Raw genomic sequence first — 26,000 nt, forward strand, 5'->3', positions numbered from 1 at the left:
CATGAGCAACAACATGAAAATACTGTTAGCTAACCCTCGCGGCTTCTGCGCTGGTGTTGATCGTGCCATCAGCATTGTAGAACGTGCATTAGAAATGTATAAGCCGCCTATCTATGTTCGTCATGAAGTCGTACACAACCGTTTTGTGGTTGAAGGGCTAAAACAACGTGGAGCGGTTTTTGTCGAAGAACTACATGAAGTTCCAGATAACAACATTGTGATCTTCTCTGCTCATGGTGTTTCTCAAGCTGTGCGTCAGGAAGCGAGAGAACGCGACTTAACCGTCTTCGATGCAACCTGTCCGTTAGTGACTAAAGTACATATGGAAGTGGCTCGTGCAAGCCGCAAGCATATGGAAGTGGTTCTTATCGGTCACGCAGGGCATCCTGAAGTTGAAGGCACTATGGGGCAATACGCCAGCGATAAAGGCGGTATGTATCTGGTAGAGAAACCAGATGACGTGATTGCTCTGGTAGAGAAAGTGAAAGATCCAAGTCATCTGCATTATGTTAGCCAAACCACCTTGTCTGTGGATGAAACGGCCGATGTGATCGATAAATTGCGCGAAGTGTTCCCTGAAATTCAAGGCCCGCGTAAGGATGATATTTGCTATGCGACACAGAACCGTCAGGATGCAGTTCGTATCCTTGCGAGTGAAGTAGACGTGATGATTGTGGTCGGCTCTAAAAATTCATCTAACTCTACGCGATTGAAAGAGTTGGCGGAGAAGTTAGGAACACCGGGTTATCTAACTGATTGCTCTGAAGATGTGCGACCGGAATGGGTTGATGGTAAGACTAAAGTGGGTGTAACGGCGGGAGCTTCAGCACCTGAAGAGTTAGTGAACCAAATTATTAATCGTATTAAAGAACTTGGCGCTACCTCAGTAGAAGAAGTGCTAGGCCGCGAAGAGAACATGTTCTTCGAAGTACCAAAAGAACTGCAAATCAAGCAGGTTGATTAATTGTTTTTCGCTTCTCCGAAAATATAAGAAGGGCTCCGATTGGAGCCCTTTTGTTATCTGTATGATTTTATTAATACAGATTAAACCGTTTCAGTTACACCTGTTGGTTTCTCTTCGTCAGCAAGCTCAGTGTCGCCTTTGCCTTTAGATATTTTGATTACGTAAGCTGTGATAGCTAGTGCCGCAACAACACCAATGATAGTAGATAGTTGCATTGGCTGACCGAAGCCCAAAGTACCGTTATTTAGGATAAAGGTAATACAAACTGAAGTCATGAATGCCGCTGGAACCGTTGTAATCCAGTGGAACTTGTTGTGACGTAGTAGGTATGCAGAAGCAGTCCACAACATCATTACTGCTGTTGTTTGGTTTGCAAAACCGAAGTAACGCCAGATGATACCGAAATCTACTTGAGTCAGCACGCCACCGATAATGAATAGTGGAATAGCCATTAGCAGACGGTTACGCATTGTTTTCTGTTCCATGTTGAAGTACTCAGCAAGGATCAGACGGCTTGAACGGAATGCAGTGTCGCCAGAAGTGATTGGCAGGATAACCACACCTAGGAATGCGATGATGCCACCGAATACGCCTAGTAGACCGAATGAAGCGCTGTAAACTACGTTACCTGGACCACCGTTAGCCACTGCTGCTTGAAGACCTTCAAGTGAGTCGAAGAACGATAGAGCGATAGCACACCAGATTAGCGCGATGATACCTTCACCAATCATTGCTCCGTAGAATACGAAACGACCATTGGTTTCGTTTTCAATACAACGAGCCATTAGTGGAGACTGAGTTGCGTGGAAACCAGAGATAGCACCACAAGCAATGGTGATGAATAGTGCTGGCCACAAAGGCATATCTTTCGGGTTCAAGTTGCTGAACATGTCGCTTGGTTCAAAGCCACCTAGGATTTGGTGTTCGCTAGAGAATGCGATAGCTGTGATCAGACCAACAGACATGAAAATCAACAGTGCACCAAACAGTGGGTAGAAGCGGCCGATGATTTTATCTACAGGAACGATAGTTGCGATGATGTAGTAAGCAAAAATGATTACAACCATAGTGCTCATACTTACCGTAAGGCTAGTTTGTTCATTGATTAGGTTAGTAATCATGCCTGCAGGCGCTGATACGAATACCACACCAACAAGCAGTAGAAGAACAATGGCAAAAATGTTCATAAAGTGTTTTGCGCCATTGCCTAAGTAACGACCTGTCATTGTTGGAACAGATGCACCACCGTTACGAATCGATAGCATGCCTGAGAAGTAGTCGTGAACTGCACCAGCAAAGATACAGCCAACAACAATCCATAGCATTGCCGCTGGGCCGTATAGAGCACCCATGATTGGACCGAAGATTGGGCCAACACCAGCGATGTTAAGAAGTTGAACTAGGTAAACTTTAGGTGTTGACATGCGAACGTAGTCGACACCGTCAGCTTTTGTATGGGCAGGCGTTTTACGGCTTTCGTTGATGCCGAAGATTTTCTCTACGATAGCACCGTAGATGAAATATCCAGCTAGCAGTGCTGCTACACAAGTTAGGAACCACAACATAGCGATTGTCCTTTGTTATTGGATTATGAAATAAGCTCAATTTGCATAGTAAACGGTTGCTAGGCTAGAAACATTCGCTTTCCTAGTGAGTGGTCGAATAGAGAATTAAGTGGTTTCTGAAGTAAATAAGCGGTCTCTGATATTGTTCAGTGGTAGTCAGAGAAAGTAAGCGGTTCTGCTGATGGATTTGAGGATTTAGCAGGAAAGAATGAACAATCAGTGGTATACCTAAAGAGCTAAAGATTATTAGCTAAGTTGAAGGTAAATAATGAAAAAAACAATAATAGTGGTAATGGTGTTAGGGCTTTTGGGATGTGCGGCAACGGACAGCGAATTGGCGAAAGAGGGCAACTGGTATCAAATAGGCTATCAAGATGGCATGGTAGGACACTCACAACGCTCATACAAAATATTGTCAGAGCTTGGGGATGTTCAAGAATCGGATTATGAAAATGGCTACTCGCAAGGCATCGTGGAGTATTGCAACCCTAACGTCGCTTACCAGATTGGCGTGAATGGTCAGTATTACGAAGGTGTTTGTGAAGGAACTGATCAAGCGCAGCGATTTCGGATGGAATGGCAACGTGGCTGGAATGAGTACAATAACTAACTGAAATGTTTTGCTTTCCCCTTTTATTACTCGTCAGTTGCAGGATGTTGAGGTGCTACTATGCACGATGAATCACTCGCATTAGTGTTTGCCAGTGTCGGTGTTGTTGGTCTGTTTTGTCAGTGGTTAGCTTGGCGCTTACGTTTACCAGCGATTTTATTTTTGCTACTAGCAGGCATCATTGCAGGCCCTCTCACGGGCGTTCTTGTTCCTCAACAACTGCTTGGTGATCTGTTATTCCCACTCGTTTCGTTAGCCGTCGCCGTTATTCTGTTTGAAGGTAGTTTAACGCTTAACTTCAAAGAGATACGCGGAGTCAGTAACACCGTATGGAGCATAGTTTCCATCGGGGCTGTGATTTCTTGGGCTATCACTTCTGTTGCGGTTCATCTGTTACTTGGGTTTGATTGGACGCTCGCATTTCTATTCGGCAGTTTGACTGTGGTGACGGGACCTACCGTTATTGTTCCACTGCTCAGGACGGTAAGGCCAAATACAAGGTTGTCGAACATACTGCGCTGGGAGGGCATTCTGATTGACCCTCTAGGCGCATTGTTCGTAGTGATGGTGTATGAATTTATTGTCTCCAGCAGTGAAGCGCATAGCCTACACGTCTTTGCTCTTATCATCGCAGTCGGCTTAGCGTTTGGCGTCTTGTCGGGAGCCGCGGTTGCTTACGTGTTACGCAAAGGGCTGATACCGGAATATCTCCAACCTTTTGGTGTCTTGAGTGTGGTGTTGGGGATTTTTGCACTCTCAAATCACATTGAATCCGAATCCGGTTTGTTGACGGTGACTGTGATGGGGATGTGGCTTGCCAATGCTAAAGACGTCAATATCCGCCACATACTGCACTTTAAAGAAAACCTGACTATCTTGCTGATAACAGGTTTATTCATTTTGTTGGCGGCGCGCATTCAATTGAGTGACTTCATGACATTGGGTTGGAGTGCGTTATTACTGTTTGTTGTCATGCAGCTTATCTCTCGACCTGTATCTATCTTGCTTTCTACTTTGCGCAGCAATCTAGCCTTCAAGGAGAAGCTCTTTCTTGCATGGGTAGCGCCGCGAGGCATTGTTGCAGCGTCTATATCATCATTGTTTGCCATTAAACTTAGTTCTATTGGTATGACTGAGGCCGAATTGCTGGTGCCGCTGACCTTTATGGTGATTATTGGTACTGTTGTTTTGCAAAGTGCCACTGCACGACCGATGGCATTAGCGCTAAAAGTGGCTGAGCCGGCTCCTAAAGGCTTTCTTATTATTGGGGCGAATGATGTGGCTCGTCAGTTGGGCTTGGCGATCATGAAGTACGATTGCCGTGTTGTGCTCACCGATTCGAACTGGGACTATATCCGCCAAGCTAGGATGGCTGGATTGGAGAACTATTATGGCAATCCAATTTCAAGTCATGCAGATGAGTATCTGAACTTAATTGGTATTGGGCATGTCGTGGCTCTCAGCCCAGATAAGCACTTTAATATCATGGCGTGTATGCAGTTCTTATCAGACTTTGGTGAGAAACGAGTTTTTTGCCTGCATGATAAGGTTAACGGTAATACCAAAGATAAACACGTGGTGGCGCAGGAATACCATGGTTTGTCATTTCTAGGCGCTGATGTCAGCTATAAGAAACTGGCAAGTCTGATCAATCAGGGGGGAGAGATCAAGCACACCAAACTGAGCGAAAACTTCACTTATGATGATTACTTGAAGAAACATCAGGAGAGTTATGTGCTACCGCTTTTCTTGGTTAATGCTCGCAATAGAGTGCAGATCTGCTCTGATCTCAACGCGTTCGAGCCGAAAGAAGGTGAAACCGTGGTGTCGCTGATTAAAGCCCAGTCTTAGGACGAACAGCATTGATAAAAGGCGAGCCTAATATTAGGCTCGCTTTCGATTCTTCAGAGTAGCAAGTTGCTACTGATCTTTGATTACTTTGTGCAGAACACCGTCAGATTCAGAGAGCTTTTCTTTTGCCAGATCCGCATCAACACCAGTCAGCAACATCAAAATCGCCACCTTGGCGCTATATCCGCATTCCTGTAACAGAGACTGTGCGGTTTGGGTATCACAGTCTGTGGCTTGCATGACGATTCGCACGGCACGTTTTTTTAATTTTTCTTGTTCATTTTCAGCTCTGTGGTGAGGTTTTGGAGACTGAAAATGTTGCTCTAAATCATTGAGCTCTTGTTCTTTTGACACAATATGAGAAAGCGCGGATAAAAGTGCGTCGTTAGCCATGAATCACCTCAATAACCTCTAATTTAAGCCGTGATGGTTACTGCTATTTTTGAGTTCGAATATTAATTCGAAAAGTATACGACGCCTAAGCTTGCAAGGCGAGAGGCTCCAGTAACTGCAGGCAAATTACTTGGCAAATTATGCATTCTGCGCTGGGCAAGCCAAGCAAAGGCCATGGCTTCCATATAGTCACTGTCTACTCCTTTGCTAATCGTTGGAGCAACGCCCCAATTTGGCAGAAGAGATTGGATTCTTTCCATCAGCAGAGGGTTTTGCGCGCCCCCGCCACAGACTAACAATTCGGGTTGTGATCCAATCGCGAACTTAGCCACTTCGTCACAGATAGTCACAGCGGTAAATTCACACAAAGTACGAAGAACGTCTTCTGGTGAGTAATGGGTGTTTTCAAGATGTTGTTCTAACCAAGGCATGTTGAACAGCTCACGTCCTGTGCTTTTCGGAGCGGGTTCAGACAAATAGGGCTCCTGACAAAAACGTGAAAGCAACTCAGGTATAACTTTGCCTTGTTTGGCTCTGGAAGCATCTTTGTCATAGCTTTCATTCCAGTTCACTTGGCACCAAGCATCCATCAGCATGTTGCCCGGACCTGTGTCATATCCCATAACTTCACCATTAGGCTTAAGAACCGAGATGTTTGAGATGCCACCAATGTTGAGTACTAAAACACAGGAGTCTTTGACTTGGAAAATCGTGTGGTGAAAAGCAGGAACCAAAGGCGCGCCTTGACCGCCCAATGCCATGTCTTTTCGTCTGAAATCGGCAACGGTGGTAATGCCCGTTTTGGCAGCAATTATGTTGCTGTCGCCTAACTGCATCGTAAATGGTTTCGCACCATTAGGTTGGTGGAACACTGTTTGTCCATGACTGCCAATGGCACGAATCTGTTGTTTATCAATATTTGATTTATTTATCAGAGCTAAAGCTGCGTCAGCAAACAGGTGACCAAGCTCATGATCGATTTCGCCAATTTCAGGTAAATGGGTTGCCTGACCAATACAAATATTCAAAACGCGCGATTTGAGCTCAGAGGGAAAAGGAAAGAAATCGTGGTCGATGAGTTCTATTTTATCGTCTTGTATCGCCACCAAAGCGGTATCCACGCCATCCAGACTCGTTCCAGACATAATTCCTATGTACAGTTCACGCTCACTCATTATGTAATCTCGCCGTCAGATCTAAACAAACTCATTGTAATTGAAAAATAAACTGAATAACCTCACCCGCAGTGACAAATTTTGAAATTAGGAGAAATAATGGGACCGTTATGGCTTGATGTGGAAGGCTATGAATTAACCGCAGAAGATCGCGAGATTTTGCAGCACCCTACGGTTGGTGGCGTCATATTGTTTGCTCGCAATTATCATGATAACCAACAGTTGTTGGCGTTAAACAAAGCGATTCGCCAAGCGGCAAAGCGTCCTATCTTAATTGGTGTTGATCAGGAGGGCGGCCGAGTTCAGCGTTTTCGCGAAGGTTTTAGCAAGATTCCGGCTGCTCAGTTGTATGCAAAGAGTGACAACGGAGTTGAGCTGGCAAAGCAAGGTGGATGGCTAATGGCAGCGGAGTTGATTGCTCACGATGTCGATTTGAGCTTTGCGCCAGTACTAGATAAAGGCTTTGAATGTCGCGCAATTGGCAACCGTGCATTCGGTGATGATGTCTCGACTGTGTTGAAATACAGCAGTGCCTTTATGCAGGGAATGAAATCGGTAGGGATGGCAACAACAGGAAAACACTTTCCTGGTCATGGAGCGGTGATTGCAGATTCTCATTTAGAAACCCCTTACGATGAACGTGAAGTCATCAGTGATGATATCTCGATTTTTAAAGCGCAGATTGAGGCTGATATTCTTGATGCCATGATGCCTGCTCACGTTATTTACCCGCATTTCGATAACCAACCTGCCAGTGGTTCTCCTTACTGGTTGAAAAAGGTATTGCGCCAAGAGATGGGGTTTAAAGGCATTGTCTTCTCTGACGATTTAAGTATGGAAGGCGCGGCAATCATGGGATCGCCAGCAGAGCGTTCACAACAAGCGCTGGATGCAGGGTGTGACATGATTCTGATGTGCAATAAGCGTGAAGCTGCGATTGAAGTGCTGGATAACTTGGCGATTGTTGACGTTCCTCAAGCACTTCAGTTATTGAAGAAGAAAAACTTTAGCTATCAAGACTTAAAAGCGATGCAGGAGTGGAAACAAGCGGTTTCGGCAATGCAAAGAATCATAGAGCAACACAGCTAATCAGCATGCGATCAGTGTGGTAAAGAAAAGGCTCCATAAGGAGCCTTTTTTAATGAAATCCGAGTTTTTCTTTCAGTTCTTTCAGATAGCGACGGCTGACCGGTACTTTATGCTCTGAACGGGTAATGATTTCCGCTAAACCATTTTCAAGCAGCTTTATCTCTTTAATCGCTTTGAGATTAATTAAATACTGGCGATGACAACGCAGAAGCTGAGTTTTCTCTTCCAGAACCTTGAGCGTAAGCTGGCTGGTGGCTCTTTGGTTATGGGTTTGAACATGTACGCCACTGATATCAGTAAACGCGTATTCTACCTCAGTGGTGGGAATGATCATGATGCGGTTCAAACCGATACAAGGCACTTGGTCGAGCATAGCCGGCGCAATCGAAGAATAGTCCTGTTTCTGTGTCGTGCTGCGCTGTAGGCGTTGGATGGTCTTATTCAAACGTGCAATTTCAATCGGTTTAAGTAAGTAGTCAAACGCATTGTCTTCAAATGCCTGTAACGCATATTGGTCATAGGCGGTGACAAACACAACCTTGGGCATGGTTTCTGGATCGAGCATGCTTAACATTTCAATACCAGTGATCTGTGGCATTTGAATATCGAGAAAGACAACATCGGGTTTGAGTTGGTTTATTTTTTTAAGACCTTCAATCGCGTTGTTCGCTTGGCCAATTACGTTGATTTCGCCACTTTCTTCAAGCAATTCCATCAGTTCTTCACGCGCGAATAGTTCGTCGTCAATCACAAGTGCTGAAAGCATTTCTAAACCCTTACTTCTTTTCTAAATTAAGAATTTTCTAGATTAGGAATGAGGAAGCTCATTCGTGTGTATTGGCCCGGTTCAACTTCGATTTTCAAAGCGGAGTTGTCGCCGAATTTATTGGTTAGCCGTTTCGCCACTATCTGCATACCCAGCCCATCATGATCATCACTTGGAGGTTGATAGCTGCCAGCATTGTCCTCAACCACTACTCGGTAGCCGCTTTCCACTGGTTCGCTGTATATACGAACTTTGCCATCTTCAAGCAGGTTGGATGTACCGTGTTTTATCGCATTCTCCACCAAAGGTTGTAAGGTGAAAGTGGGCACATTGCGTTCCAATAATGAGTTATCGATATCGATCTCGACATCGAGTCGGTCACTGAAACGGGCTTTTTCTATCGTCAGGTATGCGTTGACATGAGCGATCTCGTCGCGGAGTGTCACGGTTTCGATATTCTGCTTCAAGTTACTGCGGAAAAACTGCGATAGGTGCTGAATTAATTCGCGTGCTTTTGTCGGATCCCTGCGGATAACGGCACTGATGGTATTGAGAGCGTTAAACAGAAAGTGAGGGTTAATCTGAGCTTGTAACAGCTTAATTTCAGCTCTGGAGAGCAGGATTTGTTTCTGTTGATACTCACCATACAAAATCTGACTGGAAAGTAACTGAGCGATACCTTGTGCCATTGACATATTAATGGTCGAGAACAGCTTGCGCTTCGGTTCATACAACTTAATGGTGCCAATCACTCTGTCACCCGCTCTAAGTGGAATAATTAACGCAGAACCTAGCTTACAGGTTGGCGATAACGAACATTGATAAGGTTGTTCTTTACCATCGAGATAGATAATGGCGTTTCCTGAAATCGCATCAAGCGTGCTTTGAGAAGATATTGGAGTATTCGGTTTGTGGTGATCATCGCCGATTCCAACGAAAGCGAGAATTTTTTCTCTATCGGTAATGGAGACTGCGCCAACGTTGGTGAGTTCGTAAACAATACGTGCAATTTTGTCTGCATTTTTAGGGTTAAAGCCTTGAGCAAGAATACCGACAGAGCGCTCGGCGATATTTAACGCACGGCGAGAAAAGGTCGCGGAATACTCTTCAAATATGGTTTTTCTGTCTTGCAGAATACTCATAAACAGCGCTGCACCTACTGAGTTGGCAATGATCATTGGTGCTGCGATGGTGGAAACTAAGTCATAAGCTTCCTCAAACGGTTTGGCTACAAGTAGAATCAGTAGCATTTGCACGATTTCAGCAAACAGAGTGATCGCAAAAACGATACTAGGGCTGAAAACCAGTCGTCCTTTACTGTTTCTCAGCAGGTAAGTGTGCAGTAACCCGCCGATGAGACCTTCCGCAGTTGTGGAAATAGCACAGGCTAAATCGGTAAAACCACCTAGAGTGTAACGGTGAATCCCGCCCGTTAGGCCAACGAAAAAACCAACCACAGGACCACCGAATAAGCCACCCATTACTGCTCCGATTGCACGAGTATTGGCTATGGCATCATCAATTTGTAGACCGAAATAGGTTCCCATTATGCAGAACAGTGAAAACAGGGTATAGACACTTAACTTATGATCAAGACGGCTGGAAATATTAAGCAGCGGGAGAAACAACGGTGTCTTACTCAACATGTAAGCTAAAACTAAGTAGACACACATCTGTTGTAATAATGAAAGGATCAAATCCATAGTTCAGCCAGCAAGCAAATGTTGAAGAATGGGAGTATTTTATGAAAGTTATCGACAATAAAACACGATTTAATCGCATTCAGTGACCTAAAGCCTGTATTTATATTTGTGTAAATAATTTTGTACATATGTGTTTTTTTAAATTTACACTTGAAATCTTTTTATAGCCTGATAAGTTGTGTTCTATTGAGTTTGAGCTTCAATGTATAAGTTTAGTGTAAATTTTTTAATACAGGTGATGAGATGAAAAAAAGTGAATTAAGTGATATCAATATTATTGATGAACAGGTATTGATCACACCAGACGCGCTAAAAGAGAAATTACCATTAAGTGATGATAGCCGTCGTTTCATCCGTGAATCTCGTCAGACTATCGCAGATATTATTCATAAACGCGATCATCGCTTACTTGTGGTTTGTGGTCCTTGTTCTATCCATGATGTTGAAGCAGCTAAAGAGTACGCTAAGCGTTTGAAAACATTGTCAGAAGAGTTGAAAGATCAGCTTTACATTGTCATGCGAGTTTACTTTGAAAAACCGCGCACTACGGTTGGCTGGAAAGGCTTGATTAACGATCCGCATCTGGATGGCACTTTCGATATTGAACACGGTTTGCATGTGGGGCGTGAACTGCTGGTGGATCTGGCTGAAATGAATATCCCTCTAGCGACAGAAGCGCTTGATCCTATCAGCCCTCAATACCTAGCAGATACCTTTAGCTGGGCTGCTATTGGTGCACGTACCACGGAATCTCAAACTCACCGCGAAATGGCGAGTGGTCTTTCAATGCCGATCGGTTTTAAAAATGGTACCGATGGCAGCCTTTCTACCGCAATTAATGCAATGCAAGCTGCATCATCAAGCCACCGCTTCATGGGTATAAATCGTGAAGGGCAAGTGGCGCTATTGACGACTCAAGGTAATGGTAATGGTCACGTGATTCTTCGTGGTGGTAAGCAAACCAACTACGATTCAGTCTCTGTGGCTGAGTGTGAAGAAGATTTAGCTAAAGTGGGCTTAGACGCGGCTCTGATGATCGACTGTAGCCATGCGAACTCACGCAAAGATTACCGCCGTCAGCCGCTGGTAGCCGAAGATGCAATCCACCAAATTCGTGAAGGTAACCGATCAATCATTGGTTTGATGATCGAAAGCCATATTAATGAAGGTAACCAGTCTTCAGATCTACCAATTTGTGAGATGAAGTACGGCGTTTCTATTACAGACGCATGTATTAATTGGGATGCAACTGAGGCACTATTGCGTAAGGCTCACAAAGAGCTGACTCCGTTTCTCGAAAACCGCCTGAAAGGATAAAAAGGATAAACCATGGCTGTTGAATTGAATGAATTGCGTGATCAAATTGATGCGGTTGATAAGCAGATGGTAGAGCTGCTTGCTCGTCGACTGGCATTAGTGGAAAAAGTGGGTGAAGTTAAAAGCCAACATGGCCTTCCAATTTATGCTCCAGATCGCGAAGCGGCAATGTTAGCTTCTCGTCGTGAAGAAGCTGAGAAAAGAGGCGTACCTCCGCAATTAATTGAAGACATTCTTCGTCGCACCATGCGTGAATCTTATGCCAGCGAAAAAGATTCCGGTTTTAAGTGTTTGAATCCGGAACTACGTTCAGTGGTTATTATTGGTGGTAAAGGTCAGTTAGGCGGCTTGTTTGGTCGCATGTTCAGACTGTCAGGCTACCAAGTGAAACTACTCGGCAGCCAAGATTGGGGCAACGCAGATGAACTGCTGAAAGATGCGGGTCTTGTCGTGGTCACGGTGCCAATTCACAAAACCATTGGTGTAATTGATAAGCTTAATAATCTACCTGAAGATTGCATTCTGTGTGATTTAACTTCGATCAAGTGTAAGCCTCTAAAAGCGATGATGGCCGTGCACAAAGGCCCAGTGGTAGGTTTGCACCCAATGTTTGGTCCTGATGTACCGAGCTTGGCGAAACAGGTGATTGTTCATTGTGATGGTCGTGGAAAAGAGCAGTATGAATGGCTGCTAAAGCAGTTCTCTATTTGGGGAGCGAGTCTGTGCAATATTGATGCTGAAGAGCACGATCATGGCATGACACTGATTCAGGCGTTGCGTCACTTTACATCGTTTGCTTACGGTTACCACTTATCGAAAGTAAAACCCAATATTGCTCAACTGCTGAAATTGAGTTCGCCAATTTATCGCCTTGAACTGGCAATGGTTGGACGTTTGTTTGGTCAGGACCCAAATCTGTACGGCGATATCATTCTGTCGTCTGACGAAAACATTGAGATGATCCAGCGTTTCCAGCGTAGTTTTGGGGAGGCGGTTAGTCTGATTGAAAGTCGCGATAAGGCCGGATTTGTAGCAAGTTTCGAACAGGTGAGTGAGTGGTTTGGCGATTACTCTCAGCAGTTTATGACGGAAAGCCAGAATCTTTTGAAACAAGCGAACGATTCAATTCATCGCCCTCATTCAAGTTAAAGTGATAACCACTAATACCTAAAAGCGCTGCCTGTTGGTTAGCGCTTTTTTGTTGGTGTTAATGAAACTTAAACTCTTGCTACTCAGCGTAGTCAGCTAAATCCACTAAGTGTTCCAGCTCGCGATGCAGTAGTTCATCATTGCCGACATTGAGTTCAACCAGACGGCGCAAGTGGCCAATGCTTTCTATATCGATATGGTCGATTTTGAGATGCAATATACGTTCATTTTGCATGATAAGTGTTGCGGAGAGATTGATGGTGATATCGCTATCGGGGAGTGTGAAAGTGACGTCTATAATGTTGTTTTTATCCAGTTCTGGTTCATCAACCGCCCACAGCAAAAGCCCTTTTAATGATAAATCTTGAATGCAAGTGACCAACTGATAATCGCCTTGAGTGAGCGTAGCAGGTGCTTGATAAATGATGCGTGAAAAACGTCGGCGTTCAATCATAAATGTATCTCTCGTTAAGCATATTCAAAAGCATAGCAAAGGTTAGGCTATTAAACAGATACATAGATTAAAAAGGCCGCTATAAAAGCGGCCTTGAATCATTTAGCGGTTACTTAGAAATACGTTTGTATTTAATACGGTGTGGTTCTGCAGCTTGTGCGCCAAGCGTTTGCTTCAACCAATCCATGTATTCGGTGTAGTTACCTTCGTAGAAGTTCACTTGGCCCTCATCACGGTAATCCAGAATATGCGTTGCAATACGGTCTAGGAACCAACGGTCGTGCGAGATAACCATTGCACAACCTGGGAACTCTAGTAGCGCTTCTTCAAGAGCACGTAGCGTTTCAACGTCTAGGTCGTTGGTTGGTTCGTCGAGTAGCAGTACGTTACCGCCTGCTTTTAGCAGTTTAGCTAGGTGAACACGGTTACGCTCACCACCAGACAACTCACCAATCACTTTCTGTTGATCCACGCCTTTGAAGTTAAAGCGAGAACAGTAAGCACGTGCAGGAATTTCGAAGTTGTTGATCTTAATGATGTCAGCACCCTCAGAAATCTCTTGGAACACAGTGTTTTTGTCGTTCATGCTGTCACGGAACTGATCAACAGACGCCAGTTTAACCGTAGTACCCAATTCAATTTCACCTGAATCTGGCTTCTCAACACCGCTTAACATCTTGAATAGGGTAGATTTACCCGCACCGTTGGCACCGATAATGCCGACGATAGCACCTTTCGGCATGCTGAAAGATAGGTTATCGATCAGTACGCGATCATCAAAAGATTTCGTCAGGTTGCGAACTTCAAGAACTTTATCACCTAAACGCTCACCTGGCGGGATGAACAGTTCGTTAGTTTCGTTACGCTTCTGGTGTTCGCCACTTTGTAGCTCTTCAAAGCGTGCCATACGAGCTTTAGATTTCGCCTGACGACCTTTAGGGTTCTTACGTACCCATTCCAGTTCTTTCTCGATAGTTTTCTGACGAGCACTCTCTTGAGAAGATTCTTGCTTTAGACGCTCATCTTTTTGCTCTAGCCAAGAGGTGTAGTTACCTTGCCATGGAATACCTTCACCACGGTCAAGTTCCAGAATCCAGCCCGCTGCGTTATCTAGGAAGTAACGGTCGTGCGTGATAGCCACTACTGTCCCTGTGTAATCCACAAGGAAGCGCTCTAACCAAGCTACTGACTCTGCGTCTAAGTGGTTGGTTGGTTCGTCAAGTAGCAGCATGTCTGGTTTTTCAAGAAGCAGACGACAAATAGCAACACGGCGACGTTCACCACCAGAAAGTACAGCAATTTTTGCATTCCAGTCCGGTAGACGAAGTGCGTTTGCAGCACGCTCTAAAGCGTTCTCCAGATTGTGACCATCTTTAGCTTGAATCAGTGCTTCCAGCTCACCTTGCTCTTTCGCAAGTGCGTCGAAGTCTGCATCTTCTTCCGCGTAAGCGGCGTAAACTTCGTCTAGACGAGTTAAAGCACCAGCGACATCGGCTACTGCTTCTTCAACTACTTCACGTACCGTTTTTGATTCGTCAAGAACAGGCTCCTGAGGCAGGTACCCCACTTTTAGGCCTGGTTGTGGACGTGCTTCGCCATCAATGTCTTTATCGATACCGGCCATGATACGTAGTAGGGTAGATTTACCCGCACCGTTTAGACCTAAAACACCAATTTTGGCACCTGGGAAGAAACTTAGAGAGATGTCTTTTAGAATTTGACGCTTAGGCGGGACGATTTTGCTTACCCGCGACATGCTATATACGTATTCAGCCATTGCCGATTGTTCCTAATCTATCGTTCAGAATAAAGTCGCTATTCTATACCAAAGTTATCTCATTTGTTACTAGGGGCTGTTGACCTTTGTTATTCGATGTCTCAGGTAATAGAGTGCTAATTATTCAGTGTGTGAATGTATATATTGGCCAATTAGTGTTTTTGTCACATTATTCACATCAACTTTACATCCACCCTCTTTACATTTACCACTAGAATTAGCGTAATGGTTGGTAAGTAGCACTCAGTAAAGGATTAGAGTTCATGGCGCCCCTGCATTCCTCAAAGCCGTCTCGTATTTTGTTGTCAATGATTGCATTCAGTTCATTGTTTAGCGGCACAGCGTTTTCCGACTCTATCGACCTTAATGCTCAGCGTGATTTGTATGATCAAGCTCAGGAGTGGTTGGATGATAAGAATGTCCCTCAGTTTGAAAAGGCGAGACCAAAACTCGCGAATTACCCGTTGACGCCGTATTTAGATTATCGAGCGTTTCTCATCGATATTGGTGATAAGCCACCTATCACCGTGAGAGTTTTTATTGATGGGCATAAAGATTTTCCATTCTCTGGCCGAATTAGCGCGCCTTATCTTGATGCTTTAGCTGAACAAAATAAGTGGAGTACGTTACTGAAATTTCAGACTTCAGAGCCGAATGGTGAAACCTATCTGTGCCACTATTACAACGCACATTTGCAAGTGGGTAAGCGTGAAAAAGCGTTTGGCGGAGCGAAAAAGCTCTGGATGAGTGGCGCAAGTATTTCAGATGCCTGTGATCCATTATTCAAAGCTTGGGACAAGTCTGGCGGATTAACCGATGAGCTGGTTTTCAAGCGCATGTTGTTAGCGTTTGACGGAAGAAATCGAGGTTTATTGGTTTACCTATCGAAAAAGCTCAGCAGCAGTCAGTATAAGGAAAAAGGCAAAGCAATGCTGGCTCTGTATGATAAGCCAGAAAACGTGGTCAGTTTTGCACAAAAATACAGTGACCCGTTGTCGGTTGAGCAAGCTCAGTTAGCGCTGGAGAAACTTGCTCGTGCTGACACTGAGAAAGCACAGGCTTTAGTCGACAAAGTGACCAAAAGACCTGCGTGGACATCTCAGCAGAAAGCGCAAATTGAGCAGTTCATTGCTTTACGTCTGATGGACGCTGAGGATGAAAAGCTGATTCGCTGGAGAGACAAAGTGATCGCGATGGGCGGTAACGTAACTCTCACAGAATCTCGAATCCGTTTAGCACTGCGCAAGGCGGATTGGACACAAGTATTGTTCTGGATAAACCGCTTACCTGAAGAAGAGTTAAAATCTCAGCGTTGGCAGTATTGGTTAGGTCGAAGCGAAATAGAAAATGGTCATACTGAACAAGGGATGCAGCGCTTGTTTGCATTGGTCGGACAGCGCAATTTTTACAGTGTTGCAGCAGCGAAGATTGTAAAACAATCAATTCGCTACCCGAAAAGTGCGGTCGAGTTCGATTTCAACCAGGTTAAGCCTTATCAAAAAAGCTTAGTTCGCATTCAAGAGCTGATTGAGCGGGACAAAATTGCTGCAGCAAAAAGTGAGTGGAACTGGCTGCTTGATAAAGTTAATCAAAGCGAAAAAGAGATGTTGGCAGCTTATGCCTCGCGGCAGAATTGGCATCATTTGACAGTTACCGCTTCGATATCGGCCAGCTTGTGGGATAACTTGCAGCTTCGTTTCCCTGTCGCTCACCAATGGTGGTTTAATTTTTATGGCAACAAGCATGGCATAGACCCGATCATGTTGATGTCGTTAGCTCGCCAAGAGAGTGCAATGGACTCTGAGGCTCGTTCGCCTGTTGGTGCTCGTGGAATTATGCAGATCATGCCTGCGACTGCAAAGTACACGGCTAAGAAATACCAACTCACATACAGTGGGGCGGACGATTTGTATGAAGTTGGCAAGAATATTGAGATCGGCAGTCACTATCTCAACGGTTTGCTCGAGCAATATGACAACAACCGGATCTTTGCTTTTGCTGCCTATAACGCAGGACCACAGCGAGTGAACCGATGGCGGGAGCAAACTCAGGGCAAGTTGGATGCTTATGCTTTTATTGAGGCGATTCCATTTCGTGAGACTCGAGGTTATGTACAAAACATTTTGATGTTTGAAACCTACTATCGAGACTTAATGGGGCTGCAGGGCGATTTTCTCAATGACAATGAGTTGAAGACAAAATATTGATTATATTCGGGGTATCACTAGAATAACGAGGGTGTATCACTTAACGAGTACAGTTATGTCTCAACAACCTGAATACAGTGATTGGTCTCAATTGATTGATTTAGTTAAACAAGCAGCAGATAACGACCAACATGAAATGTTATTGACCATGTTAATGACGCCGGATGAAAGAGAAGCGCTCGTTGCCCGAGTAAATATATTCTGTGAACTGCTCAAAGGTGACATGTCACAGCGTCAAGTGAGTCAGATGCTAGGTGTTGGTATCGCAACCATCACCCGAGGTTCGAATGAACTCAAGTCTCGTTCAGAGCAAGAAAAAGAGACGTTAAGTAAGTTGATCCTCAAATAACTGTTCATCACAGAGCTTCACAGAGAAGAAAGCCAATCTAGTGATTGGCTTTCTTCTAATTTGTACAAACATACGTGTATTTGCCGAGAGCATTAAACCAAGTTCGCTGGAAAGTGTTCTGGGTTAGTAAATGGGATCAGTGCCAAAATTAATGCTTGATGGTAGACAGAGCTGCGAGTGAGCTGATGCTGAGTGAGTAGACCGATTGCTCCGCCTTTTTGCTTAATATTGTCAGTGGCGAACACTTCATCCATCACATCCCCCAGTTCATTTGCTTGCTCCAGTTTGGTCAGCACTTGTGGCGGAAGCATTAAGCTCGCAGAGCGAGACTCGCCACGATGAGTTTCAGATTCAATAATCATCCAGGCAAACGTAACGTTGCCTTCAATACCAGCTTCCAAGCCAACATAGAAATCACCGTCTGGTAATGCTTGTTTGGCGTTACGAACACGGTTTAATGCGCCCGCTTTGGTTTCTTCGTTGGTCATAGGTTGATCCGCCACTTCGCTAGGCACACTAATACCTTGGAAGTTGAAAGTTTGATTGGGAAATGCGGATTCAAATGCGCTCTTTACGGCGTTAATTTTTGCCGGATTAAGAGAAGCGATAATTACATTCTTCATAACTTACTTCTGTGTTGTCATTGTTCCAGTATTGGATCTCACGTAATGACATCGGGGGAGCTAAAAAGAAGCCTTGCATGTAGTCACAGTTATAACGTGTTAACCACTGTTGCATTTCTCGGCTTTCAATACCCTCAGCCGTTACTTTCATCATCTGAGAATGACAGAGTTGGATTAGAGGCTCAAGCACAGACTGCTTACCTTTATCGATGATGGTTTCCAGAAAGCCTTGATCGAACTTAATACGCTTAATCGGATACTGAACCAACTGAACAATCGAAGTGTAACCAGAACCAAAGTCATCAATGGTCAGGCTATAGCCTTGTTCAACCAAATCATACAGAAGTGGTATAGCTTTAGAATCTGCAGCGAAAGTTTCGGTTATTTCAAAATCTATCCAGTGAGGGCGAACTTTGTATTTGCTCGCCTGCTCGCGAATGTAATCCGCTAAATCAACCGAGTTTAGCTCCGCAGAAGAGAGGTTGATTGATATATGGATTGGGTAGTCAAACGTCGCTGACAGTGATGAAAACTCTTTAAAAGCATGAGTGATCACCCATCGGTCAATTATTCCAAATAGCCCTGTTTGCTCTGCAATTGGGATAAATTCGGTGGGGGAGACTTCGCCGAGCTGTTCAGAATCCCATCTTAGCAGCACTTCGAATCCTGCGATTTCCATATTGCTGCATGAGTAATAAGGTTGGTAAACCAGCGAAAATTCTTGATCAAAGTTCTCCAGACGCAATGCGCGTTCAATAGCATTTCTGCGCTGGACTTGTTGATCAAGTTGCTTGGAGTAATGGGCAATTTGGTTTTTGCCCGCACTCTTAGCTTGATACATAGCAGTATCGGCATTGATCAGCAGGCTTTCTATATCGATACCATCCTCTGGGTAAGTGGCAATACCGATACTCGCGGTGATAGGAAATCGCCCTAAAGGAGAATTGTGATGCTCTTGAATCGGCAGTAACAGACGATTAGAAAACTCAACTGCAAAATCAGATAAACGGCTTGGCGCGCAAATCAGAATAGCGAATTCATCCCCAGACAAGCGTGCAGCAAGGCTGTAGACATGTTGATTGAGGTTAAATTCTTCAGAAAGTGCACGTACATGGCTAGCAAAACTGATCAGCAAGGAATCGCCGACTTGGTGACCATACTTATCGTTGACGTATTTGAAGTTGTCTAAATCGATATAGAGTACTTGAATGTGACTTTTTGTTGGTGATTCTCTTAGCGTCGTCTGTGCTTGAGTTTGGAACTGATAGCGGTTGCTCAACTTGGTTAAATGGTCAAATTCAGCTAAGGTCTTTGTTTCTTGATAAGAGTTGTTAAGCTCTTTATACATATCGTAAAAACGCGACGACAGACGCCCAATTTCGTCTTTGGAAGTGAGCTTTTCTATATTAGTTCTTTGTTTGCTCTCTACTTCCTGAAGCTGTTTATCCAAGCGTGAAATTGGTTTGATGACATGTCGGTAAAGCAAAAGTAATAACAAAACTAAACTAAACAATGCAGAACCACCAAAAGCGGCTACTAGGTTTTGTCTAATATCATTGAGCTTATTTCGCATCAACATTGGCGCAGGTGAAAGTGTAGCGTACATGCCTGGTTGAAGTTCGACCGTTTGGGTTAAGCCCTCTGAGAATAGTTGAGGCCTTTTACTAAAGAAAATCGGACTCTGGTTATCAAACTCCAGTTTATTACGTAGTGCGTTAAACTCATCGAGGACAACGTAAACGACAATAAAAAAGATTCGGTCTCGGTTGTAACTTAATGGCGTTCCTAGGGTGCGGGTGTCTAAGACATCATAACGGACTAGCACTCCGTCTCCGCTTGAGTTTTCGGTATAACTGATGTCTGAGGTTTTTAAGGTTTGATTGAAGCGCCTTTTTACAAACTTGAATACTGTCTGGTCGATTTTACTGAACGGATCGTCACTATTATCTGCAAAATATAGGATGTTATTGTCGCCATCTAAGATGGAAAGTGACACGGAATCTCTTTCATTGGACTTCATGACGTTGAATGTTTTTTCAATATTCTCTGCCAGTTCCAACTCTCGATATGGATTATTACTGTGATCAAAATAGTGCCGGATGATGTCGCTGTTAGCGAGCGTGAAGGTGTAACTGCTAACGAGAGATTTGGTTTGCCGAAAATGGCTAGCGAGTTTTTCCATATCAAGCTGCAGATAACTATCCATGCGTTTAATGAGTGCGTCTTTCTGGCTATCGTAAATGAGATAACCTGACACGGCAGAGCTGAGGATGATCACCGGAGCGATCAGTAAAAGAATTCTATGGTTTAGCTTCATGTTGTTTGATCAGGCTGTTGATGATTTTCGCCCGCTGACTCAAATTGGATGAAGAAAGCTGACTGTCAATGATGCTTTGTGCTAACAAATCATCAGTTAGTAAAATGGCTTTATTGTTGATGTAGCTGTCTGGCATTAAATGCAGAGCTTTAACGTTCGGGGTTGCAGCTTTGATGTCTTGGGCATTCATTGCCGCAATTTCAGGCTGCATCAAAAACTTTAGAAACAACTTGGCTTGCTGTTTATTACTGGATGAGCTGTTCACCGCTAAGCAGTCCACCCAAATATACGGTTTGCCTTCAGGAAGAACAAAGTCCCAATCATTATTGTCGAAATAACGATTGAGGGAGAACTGATCTCCGCTATAGCTTACTGCCATGTATAAATCATTATTATTGCTATGGCTGCGAACATAGCTGAGAGAATATTCATAAGTCAGAATATCTGGTGTGGCAGCTTCCAACTTTTCATACGCTTTCTTTAGGTCTTCAACGGATGCTGATAATGGTGATAGGTTGAGGCTGTAAAGTGCCGGAAGTAACGTTTCTACACTGTCTTCCAATAAACCTATATGACCTTTCATTTTCTCATCAATATCGACCAGTTCACGCCATTGGGTCGGTGGTTGAGACACTTTGCTTTTTCGATAAGCAATTCCAACGTATCCCCAAAAATAAGGCATGCTATGAGAACCACAAGCTTGTTGCCACATTGGGGCGTTATTTTGGTTGGCGTCGAATGAAGAGAGGTTTTCAAATTTATCTTGCTGAGAGAAAAGCTGTGCTGAAACATTATCTAGAATCACCACATCAAATGGGATTTGATCGCTACTCAGCATGAAGAGGCTACGTTCATCGTCATTATCAAAATGATAGAAGTTGAGTTGAGTGTCGTGATTTTTGTTCCATGCCTCAACGACCCTTGGGGATATAGTATCCTCCCAAAGGTAAATGTTGAGCTCTGAAGCAATGACTTGGCTACTGAGGCCAGTAGCGCCGAGCATAAGGGAGATGAGTCGTCCTATCTTCACCACAAATAATGCGCCTTATATGACTTTAAGGAATTGTGTTTTCCTGTGTTCACTTTTAAAACACTCAACAGAACACTAATTCATCTGAACCAAATTGTATAACTATTTATGTATCATAAGGTTCTAATATGCAACTTCGGTCAAACTAGGCGCGATAGTTTGGTTTAAGTACGGTTAACTTAACCGTACTTGAGTTGGCTTAACGTTCTCACTTGGATAACAACCAAGAACTTTCAGGTGCTTGGTTAACTTGGTTAGTTCCGCGAGTGCCTGCTGCATATTTTCCGAATCCAGATGTGCTTCCAAATCCACGTAGAACATCTCTTCCCAAGGATTGCCCATGATCGGACGAGACTCTAATTTGGTCATATTGATGCCAAAACGTTGAAGGATGAGCAGTGTTGCGACCAGTGACCCCGCTTCTTGGGAAGTCGACATAATCAAGGTTGTTTTGGCTGGGATTTGTGTCGAGACTTCCACAGGCTTACGAGCAACCACGATAAAGCGAGTGTGGTTTTCTGTTTGGTTCGCAATATTGCTTTGAATGGTTTGAAGACCATAGAGTTTACCGCTCGATGCGTTGCCAATCGCGGCAACATCTTCTCGGTTTAACTCCTGTACTTTTTTCATTGCGTCAGCCGTACTTGCGCATGTTTTTAGTTGCACACCTTTAAGGCGACTTAGGAATTCACTGCATTGCTGATGTGGCTGAGGGTGCGAATAAAGCACTTTCAGATCTTCTAAGCGAATGTCTTTTGTTGCAACCAAACAATGCTCAATAGGCTGAGTGATTTCACCAACAATGTATAAGGTGGTGTGTTGCAGCAGGTCATAAACTTCGTTGATAGAGCCTGAACTGGTGTTTTCAATAGGTAGTACACCGTAGTCGGCATGTCCTGATTCTACCGTTTTAGTGACTTCTTTGAATTGATCGCAGTTGAGTTCAACAAGCTCTGTATTTTTGCGGCTGAAATATTCGCGAGTGGCAAGATGCGAGTATGAGCCTTTTGAACCGAGGAAAGCGACTCGTGCCAGCGGTTTTCGGCTTTGTGGGTTAGCTAAGTTCTGTAAGTAAGCTTGTTGGAGCAATACTGAGTCTTCAATGATGGTGTGGAAAAGCTTGGTAATGAATTGTGCATCAAGCTGGTATTTATCTTTACCAGAGTTGATCAGTTTAACCAGTAACTGTTGTTCGCGAACGGCATCACGAACGGGCTTTGAGGTTTCTACTTTGCTTTTTGCTACTTCAATACTGAGTTTACGTCTTTCCGATAGCAGGCTTAATAATTGGTCATCAAGCTCGTTGAGTCTTAAACGAATCTCGTCGAGAGAGTACTGTCTGTCTGTCATTGAAAATTATCCTTATAAAAAAACCTCCCATTGGGAGGCTTTCTGTTCGTTTTTGACTTTTCTTTCTTAAACGACTTAGCCTCCAAAGCTTATTGGAGAAAAAAGAAGTCAAAAAAGAACAGTTGAGTATTTGTCATTATTTTTCGATTAAGTCGTTAAGGTAGTCCCACAATAAGCAAGGCGGCATAGAGCGTCAAGCAAAAAAATAGCGCCCGAAGGCGCTAATTCTAAAGCTGTATATTATTCAGTTTCTTCTTCCAATTCTGGTTTGTCAGATCTTCTTGCTTCTGGTTTATGACGAAGTTTGTTCAATTGGCGTTCCAGTTTCTGTTCAACTTCGTTGACGGCCGCGTACAAATCTTCGTGAACAGCGGAAGCAACGAGTTGTCCTTTTGGTACCGTTACTGTTGCTTCAAACTTCATCTGTTTGTTTGGTTCTTCACTAAAGCTACATTGGCAACCTGTGATGTCTACTTGCCATTTCTCTAGTTTTTTTAATTTACTCTCAATGTGGTCACGGATTGCAGAGGTAATGTCGATGTTTTTACCAGTGATATTCATTTTCATAATGCTTTTTCCTCTGTGTCATCCCTCATGGGTTAACTCCAGATTACCCATTCTTAAATAAAAAATAGTGATGTAGATCACTTTTTTTTGTGGGGTATTTCTGATCGCTTTTAAACGTGATCTCCCGCAAAGTGTTGTCTTGATGAGGGTAAAAAAAGCTTGTGATTTTGTTGTTTATGACTACATTTAGAGAGGTAGCTTACTGAAAATACATCCATTTTTAGGGAGCTAATTCGGCCTTTTAAACACCTCTGATTATTTCCTGAACAACACTAATTTGCGATTGGAGTCACTTCACCAATCACTTTTTGTTGTTTGCCTGTTAATCAACTCCTTCAATAGCGTTCAGAGTAGCGGTTAAACTTTCCTTTTTTGCTTGCTTGAGCTGTTGTAGCTGTTTGTAAACCACGTAATAGCGACTGATGTTTGCCACATAAGTAACAGGCTCTGAGCTGATGTTTCTTCGTGTAATCACTTCCACATTTTTAAACCATACATTTGGATTAAACCCGTGTTTTTTGGCTAGTCGCCGCATTCGATTGATGTTTGCTGGCCCTGCGTTGTATGCCGCCAGTGCGAAATAAACTTGGTCATCTTTACTTATTTCAGGATCGGAAAAGTATCGATCTTTTATGAAACGCATATATTTCACACCCGCGTGGATGTTGTTTTCGACTTTATCGATGTGCTTAATATTGACGTTCGGATCTCTCGCTGTGCTTGGCATAACCTGCATTATGCCAACTGCACCTTTGTGTGAAACTTTTCTCTGGTCAAAACCGGATTCTTGAAACCCTTGCGCTGCCATCATCAAGTATTCGAACTCATATTGATTGGAGTATTGAGTAAATATTTTCGTCAATTCATCGAGACGTTTAAGTTTTTCTGGATTGAGAGCTTTGGTTAGCCAGCGGGTATCGTCGATGTATTTGCTGTATATGACATTGCCCAACAAGGTACCTGATTTGGCTGTTCTCAAATAACCATTTACGATTTTTTTCAGCTCTGGGGAGTTTTTGCGCATGGCCCATGCAATTTGGCCATTTTCTCTTAACGGCAATTCGGTATGCACTTTTATGTCTTCCATAACATGTAGCCACATTTCCGCTTTGTGGCTATCGAGTACCGTCGCTGGGATATGTCCGGAATTGACCATTTCCAATAGTTCGTAGTCTTGTAGTGCTTCTTCAACGAAATGAATTTTTATTGGCTTCAAGCTTTTCAAAATCAACGAATTGTTTATTTTTCCTAAGCTCTCCATATAACTGGAACTTGCTCTGACCCAAATTTCTTTGCCGGTCAGTTGGGTTAAATTGGTGATGTCAGGATAATTTTTGTTAGTGACAATCAGCTCTTGGATCTCTTTTGTCAGAGGATTGCTGAAATCTATCTCTTTTAGACGAGTAGGAGTAATCGTCAGGTTTGCGACTGCTAAGTCCGCTAAACCGGATTGGACAGAAGGGATAAGATCATCTCTGAGAACCGGAATGATTTGAATGTGTACATAAGGAGCTTGTTTTTTGAGGCTTTTTTCAAAGTGATATAAGAGTTCTGCCCCGATACCTTTCGGACGACCTGATTCTACATAATAAAATCCTAAGTCGGCAGACACGACAACACGGATGACACCTTTATCTTTAAGAATCGGCCAGTCACCTTGATAAGGATTATCACTTAGTGGTGATAGTTCAATGCTGTTCGCAGGGAGACTGATAAGCAAAACAAACAGGCTTAAAAGACCTCGGTGTAACCAACGCAAAATGCGGCTCCTTTGCATTAATTTCTATCGGCTTGAATAAACATAAGCTTATGAACAAAAGGAGAAATCAGCAAATAGAAATAAAAAAGCCACTGTAAAAACAGTGGCTCATTGAGAGACGTTATTTGAAGATTGACTGATTAGTTTTCAGGGTTTAGCTGAATGAGCTTTTCAGTACGGGCAATAGAATCTTCTAATCCTAGTTCTTTATAGGCGGCAAGCTGGATCGTGAGTGATTTTCTCGCTGCTTCGGTATCTGGGTAAGTTTTTTGCAGTTCCTGACAACGCTTAATTGCGGCGATCCACGCTTCTCTGCGTAAGTAAAAATCTGCGGTCGCTAGATCGTATTCAGCCAAGCGATTTTTAAGCGCAAACATTCTGTGTTGCGAATCTTCAGCATATGGGCTGTCTGGGTAGCGTTGCAGCAACTTTTTAAAATCAGCAAAAGCCGCTTTTACTGGCTCTGGATCTCGGTCACTACGATCAATATTAAACAAATCGTGCATAAAGTTACGATCTTGAGCCATATGCGTTAAGCCACGCATGTACAGCACCCAGTCCATTTTTTCATGAGTTGGGTTAAGACGACTAAAGCGTTCAATGGTTGCTAAACCAAGAGCAAGATCGTCATTTTTGTAATAGGCGTAAATCAGGTCAAGTTGAACCTGTTCAGAGTAAGCACCAAATGGATAACGTGAATCCAAAGCTTCCAGTTTTTCTATGGCAGTTAGCCAGTTACCACTTTGTAATGATGATTGAGCTTCAGTGTAGAGCTCTGAAGGTGGCACGTCAGGGACGATGTTATCTTTACTTGAACAACCGAATAACAGTGATAATGCAAGCAAGCCTGATAAAGTTTGGTATTTCATGTCAGGAGTGGGTTCCTTGAAAATAAAGCATCTTAAAGCTGGAGCAGCTGTTTTAAGCCAGAAAAATAGTTTCTTGTTTTAGCTTGAACAACAGGGCTCCTCAAATCGTTTGGTTA

At 43.6% G+C, this 26,000-nt stretch carries 22 protein-coding genes and 1 other annotated feature; of the genes, 8 read left to right on the forward strand and 14 right to left on the reverse strand.

Annotation, left to right across the window (positions count from 1 at the left end):
- Position 1: 1 nt before the first annotated feature.
- Positions 2-964, forward strand: coding sequence for a 4-hydroxy-3-methylbut-2-enyl diphosphate reductase (ispH, locus tag ACRQQK_RS16445; RefSeq protein ID WP_457513147.1), 963 nt, complete (start codon positions 2-4; stop codon positions 962-964).
- 80 nt (positions 965-1,044) lie between these two features.
- Here the strand turns inward: ispH and ACRQQK_RS16450 are convergent, their stop codons facing one another.
- The gene (locus ACRQQK_RS16450; protein WP_457513149.1) at positions 1,045-2,529 is read right to left on the reverse strand and encodes a carbon starvation CstA family protein; all 1,485 of its coding nucleotides are present in this window, start codon (positions 2,527-2,529) and stop codon (positions 1,045-1,047) included.
- A gap of 268 nt (positions 2,530-2,797) precedes the next feature.
- Here ACRQQK_RS16450 and ACRQQK_RS16455 point away from each other — a divergent pair, with 268 nt between their 5' ends.
- Both ACRQQK_RS16455 and ACRQQK_RS16460 read left to right on the forward strand, forming a co-directional pair.
- Positions 2,798-3,139, forward strand: coding sequence for a DUF2799 domain-containing protein (locus ACRQQK_RS16455; protein ID WP_457513151.1), 342 nt, complete (start codon positions 2,798-2,800; stop codon positions 3,137-3,139).
- 60 nt (positions 3,140-3,199) lie between these two features.
- A complete protein-coding gene (locus ACRQQK_RS16460; protein ID WP_457513153.1) occupies positions 3,200-4,990 on the forward strand; it encodes a cation:proton antiporter in 1,791 nt (596 codons plus the stop codon).
- A gap of 69 nt (positions 4,991-5,059) precedes the next feature.
- Here the strand turns inward: ACRQQK_RS16460 and ACRQQK_RS16465 are convergent, their stop codons facing one another.
- Positions 5,060-5,383, reverse strand: coding sequence for a hypothetical protein (locus tag ACRQQK_RS16465; protein ID WP_457513155.1), 324 nt, complete (start codon positions 5,381-5,383; stop codon positions 5,060-5,062).
- 62 nt (positions 5,384-5,445) lie between these two features.
- Complete coding sequence (locus ACRQQK_RS16470) at positions 5,446-6,558, reverse strand: anhydro-N-acetylmuramic acid kinase (protein ID WP_457513157.1); 1,113 nt, start codon at positions 6,556-6,558, stop codon at positions 5,446-5,448.
- A gap of 99 nt (positions 6,559-6,657) precedes the next feature.
- Between ACRQQK_RS16470 and nagZ the strand changes: the two genes are divergently transcribed.
- Positions 6,658-7,647 (forward strand): beta-N-acetylhexosaminidase, encoded by a 990-nt coding sequence (nagZ, locus tag ACRQQK_RS16475; RefSeq protein WP_457513159.1) that lies wholly within the window; start codon positions 6,658-6,660, stop codon positions 7,645-7,647.
- A 49-nt stretch (positions 7,648-7,696) separates the two neighbouring features.
- Here nagZ and btsR read toward each other — a convergent pair whose 3' ends face one another.
- Positions 7,697-8,413: a two-component system response regulator BtsR gene (btsR, locus tag ACRQQK_RS16480; RefSeq protein ID WP_457513161.1), complete on the reverse strand. Its 717-nt coding sequence runs from the start codon at positions 8,411-8,413 to the stop codon at positions 7,697-7,699.
- A 26-nt stretch (positions 8,414-8,439) separates the two neighbouring features.
- Positions 8,440-10,116, reverse strand: coding sequence for a LytS/YhcK type 5TM receptor domain-containing protein (locus ACRQQK_RS16485; protein WP_457513163.1), 1,677 nt, complete (start codon positions 10,114-10,116; stop codon positions 8,440-8,442).
- A gap of 243 nt (positions 10,117-10,359) precedes the next feature.
- On the opposite strand from ACRQQK_RS16485, the gene ACRQQK_RS16490 reads away from it, so the two are divergent.
- Both ACRQQK_RS16490 and tyrA read left to right on the forward strand, forming a co-directional pair.
- Positions 10,360-11,433 (forward strand): 3-deoxy-7-phosphoheptulonate synthase, encoded by a 1,074-nt coding sequence (locus ACRQQK_RS16490; protein ID WP_457513165.1) that lies wholly within the window; start codon positions 10,360-10,362, stop codon positions 11,431-11,433.
- Between the two features lie 12 nt (positions 11,434-11,445).
- Entirely contained in the window at positions 11,446-12,582 is a 1,137-nt protein-coding gene (gene tyrA / locus ACRQQK_RS16495; protein ID WP_457513167.1) for a bifunctional chorismate mutase/prephenate dehydrogenase, read from the forward strand.
- Positions 12,583-12,661: 79 nt separating this feature from the next.
- Here the strand turns inward: tyrA and ACRQQK_RS16500 are convergent, their stop codons facing one another.
- Positions 12,662-13,036 (reverse strand): PilZ domain-containing protein, encoded by a 375-nt coding sequence (locus ACRQQK_RS16500; protein ID WP_457513169.1) that lies wholly within the window; start codon positions 13,034-13,036, stop codon positions 12,662-12,664.
- Positions 13,037-13,145: 109 nt separating this feature from the next.
- Positions 13,146-14,813: an energy-dependent translational throttle protein EttA gene (gene ettA, locus ACRQQK_RS16505; protein WP_457513171.1), complete on the reverse strand. Its 1,668-nt coding sequence runs from the start codon at positions 14,811-14,813 to the stop codon at positions 13,146-13,148.
- Positions 14,814-15,076: 263 nt separating this feature from the next.
- Between ettA and ACRQQK_RS16510 the strand changes: the two genes are divergently transcribed.
- Together ACRQQK_RS16510 and trpR are read left to right on the forward strand one after the other, a co-directional pair.
- Positions 15,077-17,020, forward strand: coding sequence for a transglycosylase SLT domain-containing protein (locus tag ACRQQK_RS16510; RefSeq protein ID WP_457513173.1), 1,944 nt, complete (start codon positions 15,077-15,079; stop codon positions 17,018-17,020).
- A gap of 55 nt (positions 17,021-17,075) precedes the next feature.
- Positions 17,076-17,369, forward strand: coding sequence for a trp operon repressor (gene trpR / locus ACRQQK_RS16515; protein ID WP_457513175.1), 294 nt, complete (start codon positions 17,076-17,078; stop codon positions 17,367-17,369).
- Positions 17,370-17,461: 92 nt separating this feature from the next.
- On the opposite strand, the gene yjjX is transcribed toward trpR, so the two are convergent.
- The 7 genes from yjjX to ACRQQK_RS16550 form a co-directional block, all read right to left on the reverse strand.
- Positions 17,462-17,992, reverse strand: coding sequence for an inosine/xanthosine triphosphatase (gene yjjX, locus ACRQQK_RS16520; RefSeq protein ID WP_457513177.1), 531 nt, complete (start codon positions 17,990-17,992; stop codon positions 17,462-17,464).
- Positions 17,964-20,309: a putative bifunctional diguanylate cyclase/phosphodiesterase gene (locus ACRQQK_RS16525; protein WP_457513179.1), complete on the reverse strand. Its 2,346-nt coding sequence runs from the start codon at positions 20,307-20,309 to the stop codon at positions 17,964-17,966. Before ACRQQK_RS16525 ends, yjjX begins: the two co-directional genes overlap by 29 nt.
- Positions 20,293-21,312 carry a polyamine ABC transporter substrate-binding protein gene (locus ACRQQK_RS16530; RefSeq protein ID WP_457513218.1) on the reverse strand — a complete coding sequence of 340 codons (1,020 nt, stop codon included), beginning with the start codon at positions 21,310-21,312 and terminating at the stop codon, positions 20,293-20,295. Before ACRQQK_RS16530 ends, ACRQQK_RS16525 begins: the two co-directional genes overlap by 17 nt.
- A gap of 201 nt (positions 21,313-21,513) precedes the next feature.
- Positions 21,514-22,689: a prephenate dehydratase gene (gene pheA / locus ACRQQK_RS16535; protein WP_457513181.1), complete on the reverse strand. Its 1,176-nt coding sequence runs from the start codon at positions 22,687-22,689 to the stop codon at positions 21,514-21,516.
- A gap of 14 nt (positions 22,690-22,703) precedes the next feature.
- Positions 22,704-22,824 (reverse strand) — a sequence feature (Phe leader region).
- A gap of 105 nt (positions 22,825-22,929) precedes the next feature.
- Positions 22,930-23,256, reverse strand: a complete 327-nt coding sequence (gene hpf, locus ACRQQK_RS16540; protein ID WP_042484225.1) for a ribosome hibernation-promoting factor, HPF/YfiA family — start codon at positions 23,254-23,256, stop codon at positions 22,930-22,932.
- A 322-nt stretch (positions 23,257-23,578) separates the two neighbouring features.
- Positions 23,579-25,015 carry a transglycosylase SLT domain-containing protein gene (locus tag ACRQQK_RS16545; RefSeq protein ID WP_457513184.1) on the reverse strand — a complete coding sequence of 479 codons (1,437 nt, stop codon included), beginning with the start codon at positions 25,013-25,015 and terminating at the stop codon, positions 23,579-23,581.
- 140 nt (positions 25,016-25,155) lie between these two features.
- Entirely contained in the window at positions 25,156-25,884 is a 729-nt protein-coding gene (locus ACRQQK_RS16550; protein WP_457513186.1) for an outer membrane protein assembly factor BamD, read from the reverse strand.
- Between the last annotated feature and the right edge of the window lie 116 nt (positions 25,885-26,000).

It is taken from the genome of Vibrio sp. C8 (assembly GCF_054051265.1).